Origin of the sequence: Paenibacillus mesophilus, assembly GCF_005938385.1 — a bacterium.
GTDB lineage: Bacteria > Bacillota > Bacilli > Paenibacillales > NBRC-103111 > Paenibacillus_AB > Paenibacillus_AB mesophilus.
In genome coordinates this window covers 288,939-303,094 of the sequence record NZ_VCRA01000006.1, presented here as the reverse complement: position 1 = coordinate 303,094, position 14,156 = coordinate 288,939, and the positions used below count along the sequence as shown (strand labels likewise).

The following is a 14,156-nucleotide window of genomic DNA, read 5'->3' as shown; positions in this document are numbered from 1 at the left end:
GTTCCGCCTCCTAAGCCATCGTCCGAAGCATATCCCGGGTTACCGCCATCAGCGGCCGGCCCCCGTTCGCGAAAGCTTCGATGTCATTGACGGCCTGATCGCCGATGTGGTAGCTGGCGCCTCCCGCCAGATGGGACGTATACACGACATTCGGGAGCGTACGGATCGGATTATCCAGCTGCGCGGGCTCCGGATCGGACACGTCGAGGAAGGCGAACAGCCGGCCTTTCTGCAGCTCGCGGATAAGCGCATTCTCGTCGATACAGTCGCCCCTTGACGTATTGATGAATACGGCGTCGTCTTTCATCGCTTGAAACTCGGCTTCCTTCAGCATGCGGTACGTCTCGTTCGTCCTCGGCGTATGGAGCGTAATCGCATCGCAGGAGGCGCATAGCTCGATAAGCGTATCCGCTTTCGTAACGCCCATCTTCGCTGCGGCTTCCGCCGACATATACGGATCGTATACGAGCACCTTGGTGCGGAACGGGCGCAGCAGCTCGATTACTTTCCGGCCGACCCAGGATGCGCCGATGACGCCGACCGTCGCTTTCGCCAAGTACAGGGGGTTGGCGGGCTTCTTGCCTTGCTCGCTCCGGTTCTGCTGCGAGTTCGGAAGCAACTTGCGCAGGCCGATGATCAGCTCGCCGAGCACCATCTCGGCTACCGTAGTCGCGATGGCCGGAGCGCAGGAAGCGATCACGATATCCGTATCGCGCAAATCGTCGGTGAAGAAATGCTTCACCGTTCCGGCGGCATGCTCCCACAGCTTGAGCGAGCCGCAGCGGTCGAGAAGTGCATTCGTCGGAATGGCAGTCCTCCATGAGCCTACGGCCACATCGCAATGCTGAAGGAAATCGCTTGCTTCTTCCTCGCTCAGCTGCCGATCGGTATCGTTCCATACGACTTGCGCGAAGCTTTCCAGCTTGGCCCGGCTCTCCTCGGAGAATAATGCTTTGCATGCGGGGGCCGGAATGAGTACGCCTACTTTGACCATGTTCAGCCACATCCTTTTTGTTCTATAATTATTCATAACCTATCATGCGGGCCGCCGAAAACGAATGGCCAAATCATCGAACTACTTATCATTTTGTGTGATCCGATGCATTAGAAGGAGTGAGAGTCTTGATGCAAACCGAAGTGCTGTCCGTATTTTTCGGCAAAAAAATGGACCCGGCTATCGTCGCGCCGCATACGCATACGTACTGGCAGATGGAGATCGTCACCCAGGGCGTACTCCGCAGCGGGTTTCGGGGCGAAAGCCTCCTGCTCGAGACGGGCGACATTCTGCTCATTCCGCCGGGGTGGGAGCACGAATTCATCTATGACAGACCGGGCATTTCGTGGATTACGCTCAAGTTCGAGCGACGCGAAGACGCGGCTCCCGTTTGGGGGGGAGTCATTCGCGGGGGCCATTTTACGGACAGACTCGTCTCCTCGTTCAAAATCGCCATCCGCGGCTCGGCGAGCAAAAATTACGAGAAAACGTTCGTCGTCGGCTTCCTCGATACGATGTTCCAGTACATCCGGTCCGACGACTTCCATGCATCGGCCGATTCCTCCGGCGCCCTGCTCGGGCACATAACGGACAAGGTGCTCGCCCGTGGCGGGAGAGCGGTTACGGTGAACGAGCTCGCGGAGGAGCTGTCGTACACGCGCAGCCACCTGTCCAAGAAGTTCAAGGAAATAACCGGACAAAGTCTGAAAGCCTATATCGATCAATTGCGAATGCAGAAAGTGGAGGAGCTGCTGCGCTACAGGGAGCTCGGCATTGCGGAGATAGCCGGCGATCTCGGGTTCAACGACATTTTCTCGTTCTCGAGGTATGTCAAGAAGCATACAGGGGTCAGTCCGCGGGAGTATCAGGTGCGCTGGAACGGTTTGTAGAGCTTTCGATGCATAGGGAGGCGAAAATTTTGGCCACAATCAAATTCGGCAAACATAAGGATGACACCAAGACTTTAAGTAAAGGTTCCAAGCTCCCAATTCTCGAACAATTCTTTACGGAAGATAAAGGAATAATGCCGGGAAAAAACATTTATCACTACGGCGATGAGTACACAAATCTTGTTCCGGGAGCCAATTTTCAATCCACAATTGCCAACACGTCGTTGAAATGCAAAAATGTTGCCGGATTATCCGGCAACATTTAGTTAGTGAGGATATAGACGGATCAGGCTTATGCCGCCTGCGCTCGTTTCACGCTATTATTCTGCTGCTGGCTGCTGCTTCAATTGTGCCAGTGACGCATCGATCTCCGCCGTTAGCGTCGGATCGAGATACTGCGGCGCGGACCGTTTAGCCGGCGCGTTGAAATGATTCATTGCCTCCAGCTCCGCCTCGATCATCAGCACCCTCTCCTCCGCACGGGCGAATCCTTTGACAATGCCGTCCGTCTGAAACGATATCACGCTCCGGTTCAGCTCCTTCAGGGAGCTTGCTACATTAACCCGGGATTCAAGCAGCAGCCGGCGGTGATTGTACTCCTCCGATTGCACCAGCAGCTGGGCGATTCGCTCCTCAAGCACCTTCGTTTGTTCCTGGATCGTTGCGTACTGCTCGCGGTAGACGGCCAGCTTCTTCTCCTGCAGCAGCTTCTCTTGCAGCGCCAGCTTCGCGATCTGATCCTCGCCCTGGGCCACCGCAAGCCTCGCTTGGCGGTCCCGCTTCTCAACTGCCGTCTCGGCATTTGCGATCAGCGCCGCTTGCCGCTTCTCAATAAACAACTGGTGCGCCAGTGCCCGCTGCCCTTTCTCCAGCTCACTATTAAATTCCCGCATATATTGATTCACCATATTAAGCGGCTTCTCGCACTTATCTATCAGCCCGTTGGTTTCGGCTAGAAACACATCTTTGACACGCTTGAAGATACCCATCTTACTTCGACTCCTTCGTTTGATTTTGCTGAATTTCCCATTGGTCCAGGAAGTCCGATGCCGACGGGATGCTTGCAAGCACATTCGCCCCATCCGCGACTCTCGATCGTTTGCCTCGCTTGCTCATCCAGAACAAGATAAGTCCGGCGATTAGAATCGTTCCGCCCACCGCTACGCCAGGACCAACACCATGCTCATAACCCTCAATGTGTATGCCGCCGTCTCGAAGCACCGGCGCAATCGGCGGAATCGGCGGTATTGGCACGGTTGCATCTTCACCGCGTTGCGCCAGCACAGCCGTGTTCTCGCCGCCTCTTATCTCAACCTTCATGTCGCCTGCAGGTCTGCCATGAAATTCCTGACTAACCCTCACAACTTTCGTTACATCACGCCCACCTCGAAACTCACCAGCCATCACACTTAAGCCGGCTCCGACAGCTACGATGATGACGGATACAAGCAGCGTTTTTTTCACCCAAGGTCTAATGCGACTCATGCTTTAATCATCCTTTCCTAGTCGTGTTCTTGACTCTACAGTACCAACTATACGGAACAATGGTAAAAGTACGGTAAAAGGGCAAAAAATTCCCTTGCTCTTCATCTTACAAAGAGTAAGGGCCGCTCGCCTTCTTCGTGTGCTAAACGGGAAACTCTACCGAAAACGTACTTCCTTTCCCAGGAGTACTCTCGAGCACAACCGAGCCCCGATGGGCGATAACGATCTGCTTCGCAATCGCGAGTCCAAGCCCCGCGCTGCCTTCTTCACGAGAGCGATGCTTCTCGACCCGGTAAAACCGGTCGAAGATGCGCGGCTGATCCGCTTCTGCAATGCCGATGCCGCTGTCCCGGACAATGATCCGCCACTGCTTCGGGTTAGGGTCCAGACCAACGTCTACCTTGCCTTCCTCAGGCGTGTACTTGATCGCATTATCCAAGAGGATATAGACCAACTGCTTCAGTCGCTCCGGATCGCCCTTCACGGTCAGCGTATCCGGCAGCATCGTCCTCATCTTGATCGCCTTCTTCTGAGCAACGCCTTCGAAGGCAAGCACCCACTGGCGGAGCCTCGGCACAATGTCGAAAGCACCCATTTCGAACTCGACGGAGCCTGCGTCGGACCGGGCAAGCATGAGCAGATGCTGCACCATGCGGCTCATCCGGCCAATCTCTTCCTTCATATCCGAAACGACTTCCTTCGAATACGGCGTAATGGTATCCCCGTTCTCCAGCTCAATTACATCGAGGGACGTGTTCATAATGCTTAGCGGCGTCCTCAGCTCATGAGAAGCATCCGCCAGAAATTGCTGCTGCTGCCTAAACGATTGCTGAATCGGAATCATCGCTTTTTTGGACATCGAGGAGCTGAGCTTGACGGCCGCAAGAATGAAAAGAATAAGAATAATGATGAACACGATGAGCAGATTGCGGAGTATATCCCAATAAAACGTGACATCCTTCGCTGCATAGATCGTAGCCGGTCCATTCGTCGTCAGAATCGGATGCGCGCCTACGAAGAGCAGCCGGTCATCCGTCCGGATCAGAAGATCCCCATAGCGTTGCTGTTGTTCGGGCTGCCAGCGTAAACGGAACGTATCCCGGTTTGGCTGCCACCCTTCAATCTCCGCCCTATTGCGGTCGCTAAGCTGCGGGATTGCATCGCTCTGAGCAAGCACTTGACCGCGATTATCCAGTACATAGAAGAAGTACAAATCATCGCTGCGGCTGTTCTCCAAATCCGGAACGACAACACGGCCGTCCTCGGTCGCATACATGGTCGAGCGGAGCGAATTGCTCTGCTCCCGGTACGCCATGAAAATGAAGAAGAGCGATACGATGATCGAGAATAACGCCAGAAACAGAATAATGAGCCACGTGTAGGTAACCGTGAGTTTCCTGTGTGTGTATTGGAATAAGTCGCGCTTCTTCCCTTTTTTAAGCGTCCATTTCAAACCGGTAGCCTACCCCCCTGATGCTGTGAATGACCGGTTCTCCCCCGGAATCATCCAGCTTGTCCCGGAGCATCTTCACGGTAACATCGACATTTTTGTAGGAGACATCACTGCCGAGCCCCCAGATGCGATTAAGAATCGCCTCTCTCGTCAGCACATTGCCGGTGTTCTGCAGGAAGAAATCAAGCAGCTGATACTCCCTCGGGCTAAGCTGAATTTCCGCACCGTTTCGCGATAGCTGGTGTGAGGTGCGATTGAGCGTGAAATGCCCGAACGTCACAATATCCGATTGCCTCGGGGCAAAATTCCGTCGTGCCAGCACACGGAGACGAGCGAGCAGCTCATCCATCTCGAAGGGCTTCGTCAGGTAGTCGTCGGCTCCTGCATCGAGACCGAAAATTTTGTCCTGCAGCGAATCCTTAGCCGTCAAGAGGACGATGGCTTGTCCATAATTGTCGCCCCGCAGCCGTTTACAGACGTCGACCCCGTCCATGAGCGGCATCATCCAGTCCAGGATGAGCACATCGTAAGCCGATCCACGGGCATAATCGAGCGCATCCTCGCCATTCTCCACCCAATCGACGTGATAGCCGCCCTTATTCTCCAGCATGTATTTAATAAGCTTGCCGAGCTTCTTATCATCTTCCGCCAACAAAATATTCACGTTTACGCTCACCGCCGCTACATTCGCAATAATAGGTTAGTATACCAAAGAAACGGTAAAAGTACGGTAAAAAAATAACCCCATCCGCTATAAGTTGAACCAAAGATGCCTACATCCTGATGCATAAACGATCAATGATCTTGTAAGGAGGCTGCCGTGAAGGCCAAACATACATTCGCTGACAGCCTATTGTCACGTCCTCTTGTCATAATGACCCTATCGATGAAAGTCTCGAGAAGGAGGACGGTTCCGAATGAACATGGGCATCGCACTTGGCAGAACGTGCAGCCGATGCGGATGTAAGCGTTTGAAGAGCGAGTACACGTCTGAGAGGGCTAGGCTATGCAACGCATGCAAAATGGCGGGAAAACGCTGTTACGCCTACAAAAGCGATGTCTACAACCGGGGAACGGCTTCGTTGAAAGGAAATAACGGGCTTGTCGCGTTTCATTATAAAAACGGTGCATCCCAGCTGCTGGCCGTCAAACGCACAAAAGCGTACGTTCGCGAAGGGCGGGCCCGGATGGCGGGGCGTGATGCCATCGTCGAGCTTTACAGCGAAAGCGAATTGTACGATTACATACGGGAGCGGGAAAACTCCCTTTGTCAGCTATGCGGCAATCCGGGAATATTGGCGGCCTTGATTACCCCGAAGGAACGCGGGGGGAAGAAAACCCCTTTCAACATGCACTATGTATGCAAGGAGTGTCACAAAGCACTCGGCTATTCGTATCTGCACAAGGCGGCCGAATCGTCGTTCCCCGGTACGCACAAACGTAAATATCGAAGCGGTTATCGGACGCTGACCGTGTATTGCGATGCTTCCGTGTACGAGCCTTTACTCCATGGGGTCGGGATTGTTCTGGTAGAAAACGATAAAGCGACTGCCCAAGCGGAGCTGTTTCATGTCGATAAACCGGCCAACTCCGTCTTCGGGGAATTGCTCGCTATCCGTTACGCGCTCCATGTTCTGGTCGGGGAGAATATGCGCCAAGTCGTCGGCAGGCAGAAGCTGGTGAAAATTTTGACGGATATTTCGTATATTGACACATTGATTCGCGGTGGAGGAGAACACCCTTCGTTTAGGGAAATGGTGCGAAAAATAAAGGATCTTATGATGCTGGCCGCCATTCGTTATCCCAGAACCGTATTTTCCGTCACCTATATAGGGCGGGAACGCAATTCGTACTACCATCTGGCCCATCATACGGCTCGAAGCTGGATACGCCGCGAGCATAGCCGCGCTTCCATGCCGATCGATCAAATCCTATAATAGATTTAGGCCTAGTGAACCGGGAAAGACGAACTATTCGAAGGAGGAGGAGTGCTGTCATGGCTTACCAGATCGAGAACAAATTCGTAGTCGCCGTCGCATCCAGCGCCCTCTTCGATTTATCCGAGTCGGATCAAGTGTTTCAAGACCGGGGGGAAGAGGAGTACAGGAAATACCAGAGAGAGCATGAGCATGTAACGTTGGGTAAAGGAGTCGCCTTTCCCTTGATCAAAAGACTGCTAGGCATCAATACTCCGCAAGAACAGCCCGTCGAAGTCGTCTTGTTGTCGCGAAACGACCCGGACACGGGGCTCAGAGTGTTCAAATCGATCGATCATTATAAGCTGCCGATTAGCCGGGCCGTGTTCGTGGCGGGGAGCAATCCGTTCCAGTACATGGAGGCGTTCAATGCGTCCCTGTTCCTTTCCGGCAATCCTGCGGATGTAAAGCAAGCGGTGGAGCGCGGCTTTCCGGCCGGATGCATGTACCCGACCGATTACATCGACGATGACGACGACCAGGAGCTTCGGCTCGCATTCGATTTCGACGGGGTCATAGCGGACGATTCGGCCGAAACCGTTTTTCAACAGGAAGGGGCATTGGAGTCGTTCCACGATCATGAGAGGCAGAAGGCGGCAGAACCGCTTCCGGCCGGACCGCTCTATCGGTTCTTGACCGAAATCTCCAAGCTCCAGAAGAGAGAGTTGGACATCAATCGGCACAATCCCGATTATCGGCCCAAAATCCGAATCGCCATCGCCACCGCGAGGAACGCCCCGGCGCACGAAAGAGTCATCACGACCCTTAGAGGCTCGGATATACGCATAGACGAAGCGTTCTTCCTGGGTGGGATCGATAAAGGAAGAGTGCTGCGAATCTACAAGCCTCATATTTTCTTCGACGATCAAGTCGGGCACATAGAGGGCGTCGCGAGAATTGTGCCGTCCGTCCATATTCCGTTTGGCGTGACGAATCGGAAGGGCCAATAAGCGAAAACAAAGCCAAGAACCGCTTCGCCTGCCGGCGACCCGAATTCTTGGCTTTTCGTTTTCCCCGGTTCACAACTGCGGGTCCTGCTTGATGAAGCTTCTGGACAAACTCTCGGCGTCACCATCCCTGTCCGACTTCCGGTAGTTCTCCAGCACGTCGATCCAATACTCTTTGCCCGAATCGTCGACAGCGCGGAAAATAAACTGCTTCTCGTTCTCAAGCTGCACCTTGTGCCCGCATTCCCGCAAACAGCGCACGAAGTCCTCCATCGTCGGCTGTCGACCCTCCTCCAAGTAAATAAGCCCTCTCAGCACATTCGTTTCCTGCTCGCGAATGACTTTGAAATATACGAGATGTTCCCGTAAGTGTCCCATGGTTCCGCCCCTTTCATGCGTTTCTGTTCATTTTATCATAGTGGCGGGGTGGGGTGGTGGATGTGATGTTTGTCACAGGGGTGAATTGTCGTGAGTGTTGGGATTTTCGATTACATTCATTTAGTGTCAGTTCTTTATTGGTGACGGTTTGTTTTCAACTATACGTTTTAAACATCTCGTCTAGGACTTTCTTCGTCTCTGCCGATTCCGGATACCTTTTTTGACTCCTTAAGGATTTTGTATGGTACAATTTTCCTATAAATCTCACCGAGAACTTTATGCTGGGGTGCGGAGTGAATAGCTGGAGGAAGTCACTCACTAACAAGAGGAGCTGTAGAGATGTTAAGCAAAATATTGGCCTTATTCAAACAAAAGACTCCCAAGAAAACCGCTGTACCGAAAAAGTCTTCCGCGAAACCGCAGCAGAAAAAGATTGAATCAACACGAATTGGCGAATTAGGTGAGCATAAAATAAACATTCAATTGGATCAATTGCCAAAGGACTGCAAATATTTAAGCGATCTATTAATCCCGAATTCCAAATCGCGTTCGGGCTATCCCAGATCGATCATCTCGTGATCTCGTCTTATGAACTCTTCGTCATAGAAACGAAAAATTATAACGGAGAAATTAAGGGAGGCCGCAGTGATAAATACTGGAGCGTTAGCAACAGGTTCAAAATGTATAATCCCCTCATGCAAAACTATGGACATATGAAAGCACTTGAATCTCATCTTGATGGATTTAAAACGGCAAGATACATATCCATGATCTCTTTTACCATGAGATGTAGATTCAGTATTGACCCGGAACTACGGAAAATTCATTCCGATGAGTTTATCGTCTACGATGTTGAGCTATCTGAGTTTATTAACCGGAAAATGCAACGCATTAAGGCGGAACTTTCCACACCAGTCCTTACTCCAGAAGACATCCAACTCGTGTTCGAGAAAGTTAATGGGATCAATATTACGGATGTTAAAGTTCGAGCGGAGCACGTAGAGAAGGCGAAAAAGAACAGTTAAGGAAACGGTCCCACTACTAAGGTATCCCAGGAAGTAGCCCGTTACATCAAGGAAGAAGAGCTGTTTGTTCATCCGCAATGAAGGATCAGAAGGATGATGGCAGCCTTGAAGAAAATGTATCAGAAATAATGAAGAAGTAACCGACGAAGCATTGGAGGCTACAATTATGCTTTCATCTGAGGCGTGGAATCAAATTATCGAACGGGCTAAAATTCAAGAATTTGAAATTCATACTGTTCCACAAAACAAGAGGGCACCTTTGTGGTTTCGAATTAGCACGGATGGAAATATAGTCATAATCAGTCAGGCCAAAGATAACGCCCCAAGTTCAACTTTGAAAATGCCCAGGACGATTTCGTTTGACGAGTTCGATAGGATATATCCTTATTATCAATTACGGCTTAATGGTTCGTCTGTAAGTCAAGAAGCAGTACGTAAATCTGTCAATACGGTTTACATTTACGGATTAATTGCAGATGCACTTTCGAGCCAGGTAACACTATAGATCATAATGAATGAAATACCTTGCGGAATTAAAAGCGAGGTATTTCTTTTTTATAGAACGTATATTCGCTGACATCCAGTTGTCCATACGTAGTTTTAAAATAAGGATATCTTAGTAGAGAGAGGTGTATGGAGTTGGAACTTCCAACTTACGTAGCGATTACGGGCATGGCCCATTATTATGGAACGAGTTTCTTGAAGCCCGGGCAGCTCGTACATCTTCTTAAGGATCCGGATAATCCACATGATCAAGAAGCTATCAAGGCGGAGATTCCTCCAATCGGTAAAATCGGTTATGTTGCTAACAGCACACATACTGTACCCAAAGGATGCAAAAGTGCGGGTCGTATTTATGATTCATTTGAGCATCGAGTCAGCGGAATCGTTCGTTTTGTGATTAAGGATACGGTTATTGTCGAACTAACTCCTAATATTGAGGAAGTTTATGTCATAAACCTAATGGAGAATGTTTCATTCCCATTGAGATAGGCCTAAGTCCTACTCCATTTACTATTTAAGACAGTAATAGCATTCTAGTTGGGGACGAATTAGGGATGAATGTGACCAAGACAGCATACAAACGGAACCATGTGAGAATAGAGAAAATCCTTATAAATCCAGGCTTTAGCCCACCGCGGCGGAAGGGAGCAAACTAGCCTTCGTTCCCGCATACCTGTGGAGACGGTCATATTGATGGTTCGAAAATGATTGAGATGTGGCAGGTTCGCTTAAATTTTATGTGATAGAAATTCAAATTTAGATGTCCTCATGTCAAAACCTGACAGAGAACATCTTTTTTTCAACTCTTTTTCTTGTGAGGTGATGTAGTATATCTATAATGGATGAAACCCGCTCTGGACGGGCAGTTCAATGAATTGGCCAGGATTGTCAACAACCTTAATAAAGTCTGCTAAAATAGAGAGATATTAATCACGACAATTAAAACAGAAAACAAAGGTGTTCAATGGATGCATATACACATATAAAAAAGTCTGATGAAAATTTACGTAATGCTATCCACAAAGCATATGGGAAGAAGTGCTTTTATTGTGGTGAGAAAATAAACATGCACCAACTTGAAGTGGATCACATTATTCCAAGTAGCGATAAAGATATGCCTCATACATCTGAATTGCAAGACTATTTAAAAGAACTTGAAGCTAATAAATTTATTAAAGATTGTATTGCAAATTATTTACCATCTTGTGCTCATTGTAATAAAGAAAAGAGCAGTAGATACTTCACAGTAGGGAATTTAAGATATTTTCACGAACAAACACTGCGCCGTACAAATAAAATTATTAAACTATTGGATCAATTTAGTTATGCTCATGAAGATCCGCAAAAAGAACATGAAATCAAAAAATTAAGTGAAGGAAAAGATTATATACAGGAAAAAACTATAGTAGAGAGTCCGTTTAGTTGTGCGTATGCATACGGACTAGGTACAGTTAGAGTAAACGCCTTTATACCGATAAGCATTGAGGACCAATTATCGTGCCTTATTATCTTTAAACAAAGTGGCTTATCAGATTGTATGTTTTCATTTGACGAGAATCATATAAAGTTTTATTTTTTTGAGGGATATAAAACAGGAGTTACTAGTAGTAGAAATTTTATATGGTATATAGACAATGGTAACATTGCAATTAAGTTGCCTAATACTAGATTTGTCTCCGATTTTGAAATAGCAGAGCAACTATCAATCATTTTTGATGATTTATATGATGAATTTGATAAAAGAAAAAGTGCATTATTAAATACGATTGGTGCTACTTACTTTGAAGAAGTTAGTAAGGGCAAATTTTCTCTATTACGTGTACCAAAAAACATCTGGATTGCTATGGTAGATTTTGCACAGCAGCATGATTATTTTGTTGGGGACACAGAATGGGATATTTTTCGTCCTCTAAATTTGCTCAAAAAAAACCATATCATGATCTGTAAAAAACATTTGGATAATAGCGAATCAGGTATTTCGACAGAGTTATATGTTAACGATTTAAGTGGTAATTATGTTGATATAATTTGGAAAGCTGGTTGGGCACCAAAACTCAGAAAAATGGAAGGATTCGATAATAAAATAAAATGGAAGGCAGACTATACTCATGATTGGATTTTGAATGAATTTATTCCTTATATTTTTTACTTAAATACCCCAGACGTAAGAACTGTTCTTCAGCGAGTATATAAAAAGAGGCTTTCATTTGAAGAATATAAATTCAGTTTTGATTATCGCAAGGTAGGCATACAGTCACTTTCTATAAGTGAATAAATGCGATATATTTGTAATTTACAATTCGTTACTGGAGCGATAGACGCTCGTCCTGTTTACACTCAGCAGGTCTGCCTAACGCTTAATCGTGATCTCCGTGTTGTCACGCTCCACCATTGCTTTGCGAGCTTCAAGTACTTCATTTGAGGCCAGATTTTTTTTTGAGCCAGTCGACTTCTACTGTGAGTTGGCCTACCAGCTTCTCTAGATGCTCTTGCTTACTCTCGTACTCTTTCTTCATTTTTTCAGTGTCACTCGTCTTCTTGTCAAAAACCGAGGAGGCACGATTAAGGAACTCAGCTTTCCACCGGCTAACCATAACCGGACTCATCTCATACTTAGCAGCTATCTGATTGACGGTCTGCTCCTCTCGGAGGACCTCCAACACAACCTTCGTCTTAAACTCTGAGGTATATCGGTTTCTTTTTTCCATGCTCTTATTATAACTTATTTTTCAGCCTCCCGTATCTCAGCCTATGGGAGCATTATAATCATCTATGAATAACTTATTAACTTAATTTTACACGCTGTGAAAAATTTTATAGATTCTTTGTAAAGGGGAGGCAATACATCTTGTATAACAGAAATGATCATTTTCATTCGATTCGTATCTTACCAATGTCGAAAGAAGAATTCGGCAATTCGGATTACGATACTATTTCTTCCTTGGTGTATTAAAAACCACGGAATATCGATTTAAGAGTTTAGGGATGAAAGCGGATAGTGGGACACTGGTGCTTTTTCAATACGCAGGACTGATTATAGCTATGGCTACTTTAGAAGACACGGTATTTTTTGAACAACCGCTCGATAATATCTATACTGGTGGTTACCAATTTGATCCGAGATCAATTATTGTTTTTGATCCAATAACTAGAGAAGAGGTTCGACGTATTTGGCAGAATTTCAAACAATTTAACCAGTCCAAACAATATCTTGATCCTAGACGTTTTGATCTGTTACATACATTAACTGTTAGGTAAAAAAATGAAGTGCGCTATTAGTTAAATATTTATTATACAAGGAAATTTTCAGTCGTAAGTAGAACACATATTCAAAAAATTGTATAAATGTCTGAGCTATGATGAATGTTTCATTGTTTAGATTTGCTTGATACATAAGGGGATTTTAAGTTGTTAAATGAGCCATCAAAAAATAATGACTCTCTTATTCATAATATTTAGCTGCATGCGATGGTTTCGAATCAAGATCCTCAAACCTTCTACATTTACGGTTGGAGCGACACCGTTCTTTCTTACATCGCCCAGTCCGTACAAGGGTGTTCTACAGTGATGGAGCGGGTAGCTGCGTTGAATTTGGATAGTTTGGATTAAGGATTCGGGATACCAAAGGGTGGAAGAACTTTATGGGTGATTATCGGGAACAAATTATAGAAGAGTTGAAACGAATCGAAAGGGAAGAGCAGGTTCGGATTTTGTACGCTTGCGAGTCGGGGAGTCGCGCGTGGGGCTTCCCGTCCAAGGACAGCGATTACGACGTGAGATTTTTATATATCAGGCCGGTGGAATGGTATTTATCCATTTTCGACAGGCGGGATGTAATTGAACGGCCGATCAGCAACATGCTGGACATCAACGGCTGGGATTTGAAGAAAGCCTTGAAACTGTTTCGCAAATCGAATCCGCCGCTGCTCGAGTGGCTTCAGTCTCCGATCCTTTACATGGAAAACTATTCGGTAGCCGAACAAATCCGCGGCATTTCTCCTCTCGCCAAAATCATGCACGCATCATTATCTGCATATGGCGAAGGGGAATTATAGGGAATACCTGCAGGGCGATCAAGTCAAAATCAAGAAATATTTCTATGTACTTCGTCCGATCTTGGCATGCGAGTGGATCGAGAGGTACAATACGATGCCGCCAATCGAGTTTCATTTGCTTGTCGATGGTTTAGTGCGAGGAAATGGATTACGAACCGAGAATTAACCCGATCAACGAATATTTGGAGGAGAGGATCGCTTACTACGAACGGACGGCGTCAGGCATGCATGCTGCTGAGGGTGGTCAAGATGTTCGGCTTGATGATTTGTTCCGGTCGGCACTTAAGGAAGTGTGGGGAGTGGCGGATGGGTTTTGGTGATCTTAGATTGGCTAAGAAAAGCGCGCGCAAGCGTGCTTTTTATTTTGTACTTTCCAAAAAAGGCAAAAAAGAGCCTAATAAGGACTTAGCAGATTGACACTTCTCAACTGGTGATGATAAAATATTAAC

At 47.4% G+C, this 14,156-nt stretch carries 18 protein-coding genes and 1 pseudogene; 12 read left to right on the top strand and 7 right to left on the bottom strand.

Features of this window, described 5'->3' with window-relative positions; genetic code table 11:
* Window positions 1-10 precede the first annotated feature (10 nt).
* On the bottom strand, window positions 11-994 hold the full coding sequence (locus FE783_RS13875) for a hydroxyacid dehydrogenase (RefSeq protein WP_158301795.1): 984 nt from the start codon (window positions 992-994) through the stop codon (window positions 11-13).
* A gap of 131 nt (window positions 995-1,125) precedes the next feature.
* Here FE783_RS13875 and FE783_RS13870 point away from each other — a divergent pair, with 131 nt between their 5' ends.
* Both FE783_RS13870 and FE783_RS13865 read left to right on the top strand, forming a co-directional pair.
* Window positions 1,126-1,884, top strand: a complete 759-nt coding sequence (locus tag FE783_RS13870; protein ID WP_238403082.1) for an AraC family transcriptional regulator — start codon at window positions 1,126-1,128, stop codon at window positions 1,882-1,884.
* 29 nt (window positions 1,885-1,913) lie between these two features.
* The gene (locus FE783_RS13865; protein WP_138879955.1) at window positions 1,914-2,150 is read left to right on the top strand and encodes a hypothetical protein; all 237 of its coding nucleotides are present in this window, start codon (window positions 1,914-1,916) and stop codon (window positions 2,148-2,150) included.
* 54 nt (window positions 2,151-2,204) lie between these two features.
* On the opposite strand, the gene FE783_RS13860 is transcribed toward FE783_RS13865, so the two are convergent.
* The 4 genes from FE783_RS13860 to FE783_RS13845 form a co-directional block, all read right to left on the bottom strand.
* Window positions 2,205-2,873 (bottom strand): PspA/IM30 family protein, encoded by a 669-nt coding sequence (locus tag FE783_RS13860; protein ID WP_138879954.1) that lies wholly within the window; start codon window positions 2,871-2,873, stop codon window positions 2,205-2,207.
* A 1-nt stretch (window position 2,874) separates the two neighbouring features.
* On the bottom strand, window positions 2,875-3,369 hold the full coding sequence (locus tag FE783_RS13855; RefSeq protein WP_138879953.1) for a hypothetical protein: 495 nt from the start codon (window positions 3,367-3,369) through the stop codon (window positions 2,875-2,877).
* Window positions 3,370-3,511: 142 nt separating this feature from the next.
* Window positions 3,512-4,822 carry a sensor histidine kinase gene (locus FE783_RS13850; protein ID WP_138879952.1) on the bottom strand — a complete coding sequence of 437 codons (1,311 nt, stop codon included), beginning with the start codon at window positions 4,820-4,822 and terminating at the stop codon, window positions 3,512-3,514.
* The gene (locus FE783_RS13845; RefSeq protein WP_138879951.1) at window positions 4,806-5,486 is read right to left on the bottom strand and encodes a response regulator transcription factor; all 681 of its coding nucleotides are present in this window, start codon (window positions 5,484-5,486) and stop codon (window positions 4,806-4,808) included. The genes FE783_RS13850 and FE783_RS13845 overlap by 17 nt, the downstream gene beginning before the upstream one ends.
* 253 nt (window positions 5,487-5,739) lie before the next feature.
* Between FE783_RS13845 and FE783_RS13840 the strand changes: the two genes are divergently transcribed.
* On the top strand, window positions 5,740-6,759 hold the full coding sequence (locus FE783_RS13840) for an HNH endonuclease (RefSeq protein ID WP_138879950.1): 1,020 nt from the start codon (window positions 5,740-5,742) through the stop codon (window positions 6,757-6,759).
* A 59-nt stretch (window positions 6,760-6,818) separates the two neighbouring features.
* The gene (locus FE783_RS13835) at window positions 6,819-7,748 is read left to right on the top strand and encodes a 5'-nucleotidase (protein WP_138879949.1); all 930 of its coding nucleotides are present in this window, start codon (window positions 6,819-6,821) and stop codon (window positions 7,746-7,748) included.
* 69 nt (window positions 7,749-7,817) lie between these two features.
* Here FE783_RS13835 and FE783_RS13830 read toward each other — a convergent pair whose 3' ends face one another.
* The gene (locus FE783_RS13830; RefSeq protein WP_138879948.1) at window positions 7,818-8,123 is read right to left on the bottom strand and encodes a hypothetical protein; all 306 of its coding nucleotides are present in this window, start codon (window positions 8,121-8,123) and stop codon (window positions 7,818-7,820) included.
* A 339-nt stretch (window positions 8,124-8,462) separates the two neighbouring features.
* Between FE783_RS13830 and FE783_RS38305 the strand changes: the two genes are divergently transcribed.
* From FE783_RS38305 to FE783_RS13810, 5 genes are all read left to right on the top strand, one after another.
* Entirely contained in the window at window positions 8,463-8,702 is a 240-nt protein-coding gene (locus FE783_RS38305) for a hypothetical protein (RefSeq protein ID WP_238403057.1), read from the top strand.
* Entirely contained in the window at window positions 8,699-9,148 is a 450-nt protein-coding gene (locus FE783_RS13825; RefSeq protein ID WP_238403055.1) for a nuclease-related domain-containing protein, read from the top strand. Before FE783_RS38305 ends, FE783_RS13825 begins: the two co-directional genes overlap by 4 nt.
* A gap of 166 nt (window positions 9,149-9,314) precedes the next feature.
* The gene (locus tag FE783_RS13820; protein WP_138879947.1) at window positions 9,315-9,653 is read left to right on the top strand and encodes a hypothetical protein; all 339 of its coding nucleotides are present in this window, start codon (window positions 9,315-9,317) and stop codon (window positions 9,651-9,653) included.
* A 128-nt stretch (window positions 9,654-9,781) separates the two neighbouring features.
* Window positions 9,782-10,141, top strand: coding sequence for an HIRAN domain-containing protein (locus FE783_RS13815; protein ID WP_138879946.1), 360 nt, complete (start codon window positions 9,782-9,784; stop codon window positions 10,139-10,141).
* Window positions 10,142-10,616: 475 nt separating this feature from the next.
* Window positions 10,617-11,927, top strand: a complete 1,311-nt coding sequence (locus FE783_RS13810; RefSeq protein ID WP_138879945.1) for an HNH endonuclease — start codon at window positions 10,617-10,619, stop codon at window positions 11,925-11,927.
* A gap of 139 nt (window positions 11,928-12,066) precedes the next feature.
* Here the strand turns inward: FE783_RS13810 and FE783_RS38985 are convergent, their stop codons facing one another.
* Complete coding sequence (locus FE783_RS38985) at window positions 12,067-12,360, bottom strand: transposase (protein ID WP_138879944.1); 294 nt, start codon at window positions 12,358-12,360, stop codon at window positions 12,067-12,069.
* 277 nt (window positions 12,361-12,637) lie between these two features.
* Here FE783_RS38985 and FE783_RS13800 point away from each other — a divergent pair, with 277 nt between their 5' ends.
* The 3 genes and pseudogenes from FE783_RS13800 (at window position 12,638) to FE783_RS38980 (ending at window position 14,027) form a co-directional block, all read left to right on the top strand.
* Entirely contained in the window at window positions 12,638-12,910 is a 273-nt protein-coding gene (locus FE783_RS13800) for a hypothetical protein (protein ID WP_138879943.1), read from the top strand.
* A gap of 383 nt (window positions 12,911-13,293) precedes the next feature.
* Window positions 13,294-13,873, top strand: a pseudogene (locus FE783_RS13795) (nucleotidyltransferase domain-containing protein).
* A complete protein-coding gene (locus FE783_RS38980) occupies window positions 13,851-14,027 on the top strand; it encodes a hypothetical protein (protein ID WP_420799738.1) in 177 nt (58 codons plus the stop codon). Before FE783_RS13795 ends, FE783_RS38980 begins: the two are co-directional and overlap by 23 nt.
* The last annotated feature ends 129 nt before the right edge of the window (window positions 14,028-14,156 follow it).